At 75.2% G+C, this 8,937-nt stretch carries 10 protein-coding genes; 3 read left to right on the forward strand and 7 right to left on the reverse strand.

Features of this window, described 5'->3' with window-relative positions:
- Positions 1 to 518 precede the first annotated feature (518 nt).
- Genes CTKZ_RS18915 through CTKZ_RS18925 form a run of 3 tightly spaced genes read right to left on the reverse strand, consistent with a single transcriptional unit; the run spans position 519 to position 3,737 of the window.
- Complete coding sequence (locus CTKZ_RS18915) at positions 519 to 2,165, reverse strand: ABC transporter permease (protein ID WP_124344374.1); 1,647 nt, start codon at positions 2,163 to 2,165, stop codon at positions 519 to 521.
- Complete coding sequence (locus tag CTKZ_RS18920) at positions 2,162 to 3,091, reverse strand: ABC transporter ATP-binding protein (protein ID WP_124344375.1); 930 nt, start codon at positions 3,089 to 3,091, stop codon at positions 2,162 to 2,164. Before CTKZ_RS18920 ends, CTKZ_RS18915 begins: the two co-directional genes overlap by 4 nt.
- Positions 3,084 to 3,737 carry a TetR/AcrR family transcriptional regulator gene (locus tag CTKZ_RS18925; RefSeq protein WP_200829823.1) on the reverse strand — a complete coding sequence of 218 codons (654 nt, stop codon included), beginning with the start codon at positions 3,735 to 3,737 and terminating at the stop codon, positions 3,084 to 3,086. Before CTKZ_RS18925 ends, CTKZ_RS18920 begins: the two co-directional genes overlap by 8 nt.
- 160 nt (positions 3,738 to 3,897) lie before the next feature.
- On the opposite strand from CTKZ_RS18925, the gene radA reads away from it, so the two are divergent.
- From radA to disA, 3 genes are all read left to right on the forward strand, one after another.
- Entirely contained in the window at positions 3,898 to 5,295 is a 1,398-nt protein-coding gene (gene radA, locus CTKZ_RS18930) for a DNA repair protein RadA (RefSeq protein ID WP_124344376.1), read from the forward strand.
- Positions 5,292 to 5,498, forward strand: coding sequence for a hypothetical protein (locus tag CTKZ_RS18935; protein WP_124344377.1), 207 nt, complete (start codon positions 5,292 to 5,294; stop codon positions 5,496 to 5,498). Before radA ends, CTKZ_RS18935 begins: the two co-directional genes overlap by 4 nt.
- Positions 5,499 to 5,587: 89 nt before the next feature.
- Positions 5,588 to 6,658 (forward strand): DNA integrity scanning diadenylate cyclase DisA, encoded by a 1,071-nt coding sequence (gene disA / locus CTKZ_RS18940; RefSeq protein WP_124344378.1) that lies wholly within the window; start codon positions 5,588 to 5,590, stop codon positions 6,656 to 6,658.
- Positions 6,659 to 6,693: 35 nt separating this feature from the next.
- Here the strand turns inward: disA and CTKZ_RS22125 are convergent, their stop codons facing one another.
- The 4 genes from CTKZ_RS22125 to CTKZ_RS18955 all read right to left on the reverse strand — a co-directional run.
- Positions 6,694 to 6,945 (reverse strand): hypothetical protein, encoded by a 252-nt coding sequence (locus tag CTKZ_RS22125; RefSeq protein ID WP_124344379.1) that lies wholly within the window; start codon positions 6,943 to 6,945, stop codon positions 6,694 to 6,696.
- Positions 6,942 to 7,334: a GntR family transcriptional regulator gene (locus tag CTKZ_RS22130; RefSeq protein WP_200829824.1), complete on the reverse strand. Its 393-nt coding sequence runs from the start codon at positions 7,332 to 7,334 to the stop codon at positions 6,942 to 6,944. The genes CTKZ_RS22125 and CTKZ_RS22130 overlap by 4 nt, the downstream gene beginning before the upstream one ends.
- Positions 7,331 to 8,257 (reverse strand): hypothetical protein, encoded by a 927-nt coding sequence (locus CTKZ_RS22135; RefSeq protein WP_200829825.1) that lies wholly within the window; start codon positions 8,255 to 8,257, stop codon positions 7,331 to 7,333. The genes CTKZ_RS22130 and CTKZ_RS22135 overlap by 4 nt, the downstream gene beginning before the upstream one ends.
- Before the next feature lie 173 nt (positions 8,258 to 8,430).
- A partial coding sequence (locus tag CTKZ_RS18955; RefSeq protein ID WP_200829826.1) for a hypothetical protein occupies positions 8,431 to 8,937 on the reverse strand: 507 nt, incomplete at its 5' end.

The following is an 8,937-nucleotide window of genomic DNA, read 5'->3' on the forward strand; positions in this document are numbered from 1 at the left end:
GGGAGACGGGTCCGCGGCCCCCGCGGCGGTTCGCCGCGGCAGGGGCGCAGCGACCGACGGCGGGTCCGCGGGCGTGGTCGCGGTCGCGTCGGCCGGCACGGTCGATGCCGCCGCGGTCGCGCCCGGTGCGGACGGCGCGGTCGTACCCGGTGCGGACGGCGCGGTCGTACCCGGTGCGGACGTGCCCGGTGCGGACGGCGCGGACGCACCCGGTGCGGACGGCGCGTTCGTGCCCGGTGCGGACGGCGCGGTCGTGGTCGGCGTGTACGGCGCGTTCGCGGAACCCGGGGCCACGGCCGCGGGGACCAGGGGCGGCGTGCTCGGACCACCGGCCGCGGGGCCGTCGGCCGTCGCGGGGGCACCGTCGGCGGGAGCCGTCGCACCCGTCGGCGCCCAGCCCAGCCGCCCCCAGTGCGGGCTCGTGTTGCCGCCGGATCCGCCGGTCTCGGTCATCGGGTTCCCATCGCTCGCCCTGCCCGGCACGCCCGCCGGACGTTCCGCAGCCTACCGACGGGCGCTCAGCCGACGACGTCGCGACGCCGGAAGGCGGCGAACCCGGCGGCGAGCAGCACGGCCGCGACGGCGGTCACGGCGACGACCGGCGACCACGCCATCTCGTCGGCGGGCAGGCCGGGGAGGTAGGTGAACGGGGAGAGCGCGTCGGACCCGTCGGGCAGCAGCTCGCCGAACATGCCGACGACACCCACGTAGGCGACGTACGCCCACACGACCCCCAGCAGTCGCGGGGCGACGGCGTAGACGAGGACGGCGAGCCCGAGCACGCACGCGATGCCGGGCAGCGTGACGGCAGCCGCGCCGACGAGCACGCCCACCTGGGCGGGGTCGTCGAGGCTCGCCGCGGCCGTGACACCCATGACGAGGCCGCTGACGAGCATGATGACGAGACCGGCGACGCCCGCCACACCGACCTGCGTCCCGAGCCAGCGCCACCGCGACACCGGTCCGGCGAGCACGCGGGCGCCGCGCGTCGCGACCTCCTCGTGCCGGACCGCCGCGACGCCGGTGACGACGTAGGACGCGGCCATCACGGCGAGGAACATCGTGTAGAGCGCGAAGGCGCCCGCGGTGGCGTCGGTGCCGCTGCCGAACATCTCGCCGAGGGTCGCGTCGTCCTCGATGAAGTCGACGATCGCACCGGCGAGGACGCCGATGAGCGCGCCGCACAGCACGATCGCGATGCCCCACGACACGATCGCGCCCGTCTGCCGGCGCAGCGTCAGCGCCGCCATGCCCGCGAGCGCGGGACGCGCGGCCGGGCGGCCGAGGCGCTCGGGCACGAGGCCGGTGCCGAGGTCGCGCCGCCCGACGAGGCGGAACGCGACGGCCACGCACAGGGCCGCGAAGGCGACGCCGATCAGCAGCGGCCACCAGCGCTCGTCGACGTAGGCGCGCGTGGCCTGCGCCCAGCCGAACGGCGAGAGCCAGGTGAGGACGCTCGTGCTCTCGGGCCCGCGGACGTCGCCGACCGCGCGCAGCAGGAACGCGACGCCGAGGGCCGCCATGCCGAGGCTCGACGCGGTGCGCCCGTGCGACGAGAGCTGCGAGGCGACCGCCGAGACGCCCGCGAACACGAGGCCGACCATGACGACCCCCGCGCACATCGCGGCGGAGCCCACGGGGTCGAGGTCGGTGGACAGCAGCGCGAGGAACGTCAGCCCGCCGACGGCGAGGGTCGCGACGACCGCGGCGACGAGCCCCGCGACGACCGGCGCGTCCCGGCCGACGGGGGCGGACCGCACGAGCTCGAGACGGCCGTCCTCCTCGGCAGCGCGCAGGTGCCGCGTCACCGCGAGGATCGCCATGATCGCGACGGGCAGCATGACCCACAGCGCGATCTCGTTCGCCGTCATCGCGCCGAGCGTGTAGTCGCCGAGCCCGTAGCCCGGGCCGGCCAGCGCGGTCGCCGCGGGAGACGAGATGAGCGTGGCGCGGGCGGCGCGCGTCGCGGGGTCGGCGTAGACGTTCGCGAGGGCGTCGACGGAGACCTGCACCATCCCCGCGACGGCGACGGCCCACACGAGGATGCGCCAGCGGTCGAACCGCAGCGCGACGCGGACGAGGGCTCCCGTCCCGACGAGCGGGTCGTCACGTCCGGAGCGCTCCGCGGCGGCGGGTACCCGCGCCGGTGCGGTCGTCGTCGTCATCGCGCGTCACCCTCCCGCACGCCGAGCGTCGCGAGCTCGTCGCTGTACTCGCGCAGGAACAGGTCCTCGAGCGTCGGCGGGTGCGCCACGAGCGAGGTGACGCCGAGCCGGGGCAGCACGGCAAGCACCTCGTCGAGCGCGGCCGTGTCGACGTCCGCGGTGACGTGGCCGTCGTCGCGGCGCAGGTGGTGGACGCCCGGCAGCGCGCCGAGCGCCGTCTCCGCGGTCGCTCCGTCGCGGACACCGGCGACGACCGTCGTGCGGGTCAGCCCGCGCAGCTCGTCGAGCGACCCGGACTGCACCGCCTTCCCCTGGCGGATGATCGTGACGCGGTCGGCCAGCGCCTCGACCTCCGCGAGGATGTGGCTCGACAGCAGGACGGTCCGCCCCTCGGCCGCGGCCTCTCGGACGACGTCCTGGAACACCGCCTCCATGAGCGGGTCGAGGCCGCTCGTCGGCTCGTCCATGAGCAGCAGCTCCGCGTCGGTCGCGAGCGCCGCGACGAGCGCGACCTTCTGCCGGTTGCCCTTCGAGTACGCGCGACCCTTGATCCGCGGGTCGAGCTCGAAGCGCTCGACGAGCTCCGCCCGACGACGCGGGTCGAGCCCGCCGCGCAGGCGCCCGAGCACGTCGATCGCCTCGCCGCCCGACAGGTTCGGCCACAGGCTCACGTCGCCCGGGATGTACGCGAGCCGGCGGTGCAGCGCGACCGCGTCCTGCCACGGGTCACCGTCGAGCAGCCGCACCTCACCGGAGTCCGCGCGCAGCAGCCCGAGCAGGACCCGGATCGTCGTCGACTTGCCCGCGCCGTTCGGCCCGAGGAAGCCGTGCACCTCCCCGGTCCGCACCGTGAGGTCGAAGCCGTCGAGCGCGCGCTTCGCACCGAACGTCTTCACCAGGTCGCGGATGACGATCGCGTCACTCATGGGGGTTCTCCTCGTAGGCGAGATAGGCGTCGAGGTAGGAGCTGTCGGTGAACAGGCCGTGCGTGTAGAGCTCGAGGCTGCCGACCATCACGTTGTCGTACATCGCCCTCATGGCGGCCGTCGGGTCCTCGGTCGGTGCCGGGCCGCGTCCCGCGGCGGCGTCGGTCTGCGCCATGACGATCGTGCCGACGGTCGTCGCGATGAGCGCTCGCGCGCGTCCGTGCGGGTCGCGGCTCGGCCGGATCGTGCCGGCGGCGACGCCGTCCTCCAGGTACTTCTCCGCGTCCTCGACCATCCCGTCGACGAACCGCGCGGCGAGCGAGCCGCCGTCGAGCAGGCTGCGCACGACGTACGCGAACAGCGGGGCGTACTCCTCGAGCATCGCGAGCTTCGCGACGACGTCGGTGGGCGGGGTGCCGGCGACGGCCGCGGACTTCTCCTCGAAGATGCGGTGCAGGACGTGCTCGTCGCACGCGGCGCGCAGCGCGTCCTTCGAACCGAAGTGGTGGACGACGAGGGGGGCGCTGACGCCCGCGTCGGCGGCGATCGCGCGCATGCCCGCCCGGAAGCCCTCCCGGCCCCAGCGGGCGATGGCCGCGTCCCGGATGCGGGCGCGGGCGGTCAGGTCGTCGGAGGCTGAACGCACGTTCACCAGACTAAACACCCGTTCAGCACTCACGCAAGCCTCTCCGTCCTGGCGTCGTGCGGGCCACCGGGTGGAGCGAGCCGAGCGCGGTCCGCCGTGGCGCGCGGGCGTCGGGCGCGGCGAGCCGGGTGTGTCGGTGGCCGTCGGTACGGTGCCGGGCGTGAGCACGACGACCACCAAGCGCGCCGACCGCAGCGCCCGCCCCGGCTTCCGCTGCGCCGAGTGCGGCTGGACGGCCACCAAGTGGGTCGGCCGGTGCGGCGAGTGCCAGGCGTGGGGCACGGTGAGCGAGGACCTCGGGCCCGGCGGCGGCGCCCCGCGCACGGTCGCGACCGCGCCGACGCGCTCCCCCGCGCGCCCGATCAGCGAGATCGACGTCGAGGCCGCGCGCGCCCGCCCGACCGGCGTCGACGAGCTCGACCGGGTCCTCGGCGGCGGCATCGTGCCCGGTGCGGTCGTGCTCCTCGCGGGCGAGCCCGGCGTGGGCAAGTCGACGCTGCTGCTCGACGTCGCCGCACGGGCCGCGCGTGGCGGACGTCGCGTGCTCTACGTGACCGGCGAGGAGTCCGCCGGGCAGGTGCGGCTGCGGGCCGGGCGCGTCGGCGCGCTGCACGAGCAGCTGCTGCTCGCGGACGAGACCGACCTCGCGACCGTGCTCGGGCACATCGAGGTCGTCGACCCCGACCTGCTCGTCCTCGACTCCGTCCAGACGATCGCGTCCGCGGCCGTCGAGGGCACCGCGGGAGGCGTCGCGCAGGTCCGCGAGGTCACCGCCGCCGTCATCGCCGCCGCGAAGTCCCGCGACCTGCCCGTCGTGCTCGTCGGGCACGTCACCAAGGACGGGTCCGTCGCCGGGCCGCGCACGCTCGAGCACCTCGTTGACGTCGTCTGCCAGTTCGAGGGCGAGCGGCACTCCCGCCTCCGCCTGCTGCGCGCGACCAAGAACCGCTTCGGCCCGACCGACGAGGTCGGCTGCTTCGACCTGTCCGAGAACGGCATCGTCGGACTGGCCGACCCGTCCGGGCTGTTCGTGTCGCGGTCGCACGCCGCCGTCCCCGGCACCTGCCTGACCGTCACGCTCGAAGGACGCCGACCGCTCGCGACCGAGGTCCAGGCGCTCGTCGCGCCGTCCGCGGTGCCGAACCCGCGCCGGACGACCTCCGGCGTCGACTCGTCCCGGCTCGCGATGGTGCTCGCCGTGCTGCAGCGACGCCTCGGCGCGCGGCTCGCCGACCAGGACGTCTACGTGTCGACCGTCGGGGGCGCCCGCGTCGTCGAGCCCGCCGCCGACCTCGCGCTCGCGCTCGCCGCGGTCAGCTCGCGCGAGAACACCGCGCTGCCGCAGGGGCTCGTCGCCGTCGGCGAGGTCGGATTGGCCGGGGAGATCCGCAGCGTGTCCGGCGTCGGCCGTCGGTTGTCGGAGGCCGCGCGGCTCGGGTTCACGCGGGCCGTCGTACCCGCCGGGTCGCTCGACGGCGTCGCCCCGCCCGACGGCATCCGCGTGCTCCAGGTCGGCGACCTCGCGCAGGCCGTCAGCGCCGCCGGGATCGGCGCGTGAGCGGGGAGCACGAGCACGGGGAGGCGGCGGAGCACGACGGAGCTCGCGAGGGCGACGCGGCCTGCGCGCATCGGGACGTCGTCTGGGAGCCGAAGCCCGTCGTGCTCTGGACCGACGTGGAGAGCACCGTCCACCGGCTGCGGTGCACCACGTGCGGCGTCGAGACGGCGATCGTCGACCACCGCAAGCTGCCCGCCCTGTGAGCGTGGCGAACGGGCGGACCTCCGCACTCGTCGTGCCCGTCAGGCGGGTCGTCCGGAACTCGCTCGACACGGCTCGTTACCATGCTCAGGTGCCGACCTCGCACGCCCCCGACGACCTGCTCAGGTCCACCCTCGCCGCCGTGGCCCCCGGCGGTGAGCTTCGCGACGGCCTCGAGCGGATCCTGCGCGGCCGCACGGGCGCCCTCATCGTCCTCGGCTTCGACGACCTCGTCGCGAGCATCTGCTCGGGCGGGTTCGAGCTCGACGTCGAGTTCTCCGCGACTCGCCTGCGCGAGCTCGCCAAGATGGACGGCGCCGTCGTCGTCGACGGGGACCGCATCGTCCGCGCCGCGGTGCAGCTGCTGCCCGACCAGACCATCGAGACGTCCGAGTCCGGCACGCGTCATCGCACCGCCGAGCGCGTCGCCAAGCAGACCGGCTTCCCCGTGATCTCGGTGTCCGCGTCCATGCGGATCATCGCGCTCTACGTCGGCGGCCAGCGGCACGTCCTCGAGGACTCCACGACGATCCTGTCGCGCGCCAACCAGGCCCTCGCGACGCTCGAGCGCTACAAGGCCCGCCTCGACGAGGTCAGCGGCACGCTCTCGGCGCTCGAGATCGAGGACCTCGTCACCGTCCGAGACGTGTCGACCGTCGTCCAGCGGCTCGAGATGGTCCGCCGCATCTCCGAGGAGATCGAGGGCTACGTCGTCGAGCTCGGCACCGACGGACGCCTCCTCACGCTCCAGCTCGACGAGCTCGTCGGCGGGCTCGGGTCGGACCGCGCGCTCGTCATCCGCGACTACGTCGACACCCACCGCCGCGACGTCGACACCGTCCTCGCCGCGCTCGGCGAGCTCACGTCGACCGAGCTGCTCGACATCGCGCACATCGCCCGCGTGCTCGGTCTGCCCGGCGGCGGCGACGCCCTCGACGCGGCCGCCGGCCCCCGCGGCTACCGGCTGCTGTCGAAGGTCCCCCGGCTGCCCGGCACGATCGTCGACCGGCTCGTCGCGCACTTCGGCGGCCTGCAGAAGCTCCTCGCGGCCAGCATCGACGACCTCATGGCCGTCGACGGCGTCGGCGAGCAGCGGGCGCGCGCGGTGCGCGAGGGCCTGTCCCGGCTCGCGGAGTCGTCGATCCTCGAGCGGTACGTCTAGAGCGGCACGCACGGCCGTCCGCGCGAGCCGGCCGGTCAGGCACCCTCGGACCTCGCGACAGGTGCGGCCCCACCGCGGTGGACGAGCCACGGAGGTCGTGGCCCCGCGCCGCCGACCGTTCGCAACCGCAGGAGCAGCGCGTCGCGTCGCGCGAGCCGTTCGGCGTCGGCCACGTCGCGCTGCGGCATCGACGGTTGCTCGACGTCGATGCCGCCATCTGCCATCGGCGGAGCGTCGGAGTCGACGACGTCGCCGCGCGTCACCGGGGGCGGGTCAGCGTCGCTCACGCCGACGTCCGCGCCACGACCTGGTCGTCGTGAGCGACGGCCAGCAGCTCGGACCGGACCAGGTCCAGCACCTCCTGCGCGGTCAGCCCTTCGCGGGCCGCGAGAGCCACCAGGCCCTGCACCGCCTCCCGTGTCCGCCGCGGCGTCGGCGCCGCAGCGGTGACCACGGTCCCGACCCGGCGTCGGGTCGCCACGACGCCGGCCGCCTCCAGGTCACGGTAGGCACGGGCGACGGTGCCCGCCGCGATGCCCAGGTCCGTCGCGAGCGCCCGGACCGTGGGCAGACGGTCGCCCTCGGCGAGCTCTCCCGAGAGGACGAGCGCGGCGACCTGCTGCCGCAGCTGTTCGTACTGCGGGGTGGCGCTGTCGAGGTCGACGGTGATCCTCACGGCGACACCCCCGCGACCGCTGGGCCGGCGGTCGCGGCGCGGACGCGCGACAGCGGCAGCAGGGCGGCGAGCGCGACCACGGCGACCGCGACTGCGGCACCGAGCAGCGACGTCCCGAGGGCGGCCTGCCCAGCCCCGCGGTGCACGACTCCCGCGAGGGCGAGGACGCTGCACAGCGACGCGGCCAGCGCGAGCTGCGCTCCTCCCACCAGGTGCCGGGCCGACCGCCGGCGCAGGTGCAGGTCCCATTCGCGCGACACGCCCGGAACGGCAGGTCGCAGGACGACGAGCCGGAGGACGAGCTCGGTCACGACGACGAGGACGAGCGCGGCGATCGCCACCGGCACCGCGTAGTACAGCCCGGGGTACGGGCCGTAGGTGGCACGCCCCGCTCCGCCGTCGAGGGCGAGCGTGCGCGGCGTGTCGGCGACCGCCGCGAAGACGAGCAGCGCGACCACGAGCGCGGCGGTCCACACGACCATGAGCAGGTGCACGCCGGCCGGGACGACGTCGCTCCGGGTGCGACGAGCCAGGTCGGCGTGCCGGACCGCACCGGACGGTCGCGGCCAGGTCACCTGTGCCAACGCCTGCGCCGATACGAGGCAGAGACCGCCGATCGCAGGGAGCGTCGCGGTGACGCGCCCGTCCGCCGTGAACCTGCCGACCAGCGGCACGACCGCGAACGTGCCGAGCACCCAGACGAGCAGCACGGCGCCCGTGACCGAGCCGAGCGTCGCGTGGCGGTTCGCACGGGCGGCCACCTGCGACGCGGTGGGTGTCCGCCTGCTACTCACGAGCAGCGGCACGAGCGCGGCGGCGAGGACGGCGACGAAGAGCAAGGCGATCACGCCGATGCCGGACCACGCGAGGCACGCCGCGCCGTTGTCGGGCATCGGGATGCACAGTCCGTTGGCGAAGTCCACGGCGGCTGCCTCCTGTTCGACCAGCGTGTTCAGCGACGATGTTCAATGAGCATGTTCAATGAACAATGGCGGAGGTGCGCGGCGTCGTCAAGGTCGGAGGGACGCGGCTGTGCGACGGCGGTGCGGCCGTCGACCGCGAGAGCGCCCGGGCGCCCACCCGAGGACGTCGACGGTCAGCCGAGACCGAAGACGACCGGGGTGGCCGTCGCACCCGCGAGCGTGAACGCCGCCGAGTAGGTGCCCGCGCCGGGCGTCGGCTGGTCGGCCGGGCAGCCCTGGGCGGAGCGGACCCGGTTCCACGCGAGCGTCGACTCGTCGGCCGCGCCACCCGCGAGCAGCAGCGTGCGGGTCTCGTTGCCCGCGACCGGGCAGTCCTTCGACGACCAGACGCGGTCCACACCGGAGGTGATGACGATCTCCCGCTGCGTGTCGCCCGCGTCGACCACGCACGGCTGCGTGCCGGTGTTGGTGATGCTGACCGTGAACGACGGGCTCGTGCCCTCGGGGAAGGACTCGGCGGTCGCGGCGATCGCGAGCGCGAGGACCTCGGGCGTGCAGGTCGGCGGGACGCCTGAGGTGTCCTCGGTGCCCTCGTCGCCGTCGTCGGCCGCGGGCGTCTCGGCCGGGGGCTTCGGCTCCGACGACGGCGTGTCCTTCGGCGAGGCGTCGGCGGGCGGCGT

The sequence above is a fragment of the Cellulomonas algicola genome, from assembly GCF_003851725.1.
In the GTDB taxonomy this organism is placed as follows: Bacteria; Actinomycetota; Actinomycetes; order Actinomycetales; family Cellulomonadaceae; genus Cellulomonas; species Cellulomonas algicola.

What these genes read in the sequence shown, in the direction of transcription:
- CTKZ_RS18915 (WP_124344374.1), bottom strand. Translation starts at nt 2,165, where the DNA reads ATGACGACGACGACCGCACCGGCGCGGGTACCCGCCGCCGCGGAGCGC.
- CTKZ_RS18920 (WP_124344375.1), bottom strand. Translation starts at nt 3,091, where the DNA reads ATGAGTGACGCGATCGTCATCCGCGACCTGGTGAAGACGTTCGGTGCG.